1 protein-coding gene is annotated in these 269 nt (G+C 52.0%); it reads right to left on the bottom strand.

Features of this window, described 5'->3' with window-relative positions:
* A partial coding sequence (locus ACFVYJ_RS13775; RefSeq protein WP_463255426.1) for a RimK-like ATPgrasp N-terminal domain-containing protein occupies positions 1 to 269 on the bottom strand: 269 nt, incomplete at both ends.

The raw sequence follows: 269 nt of genomic DNA on the forward strand, positions 1-269 counted from the left end.
GCTTGCTGTTTTTATCCGCCAGCTCTGACAGACCATCCAGCTGCATCAGGTAGAGGGCTTTGCGCCCCAAATCATTAATCGACTGCACCGCAGGCAACACCGTATGACCACGGGCTTCCGCCAGCAGAGAACAGTAGTAGCCACGACTGAGATATTTATAGTTTCGGCACAGATTGATCACCCGGGTACGCTGGCGCTTTTTCACCGGCATCTTCAGGTATTCATCAAAGGTGATGACATCCTGACTCGGGTAGTAAGGTTTCCAGTCG

Origin of the sequence: Pontibacter sp. JAM-7 (assembly GCF_048548695.2) — a bacterium.
In the GTDB taxonomy this organism is placed as follows: domain Bacteria; phylum Pseudomonadota; class Gammaproteobacteria; order Pseudomonadales; family Balneatricaceae; genus Neptuniibacter.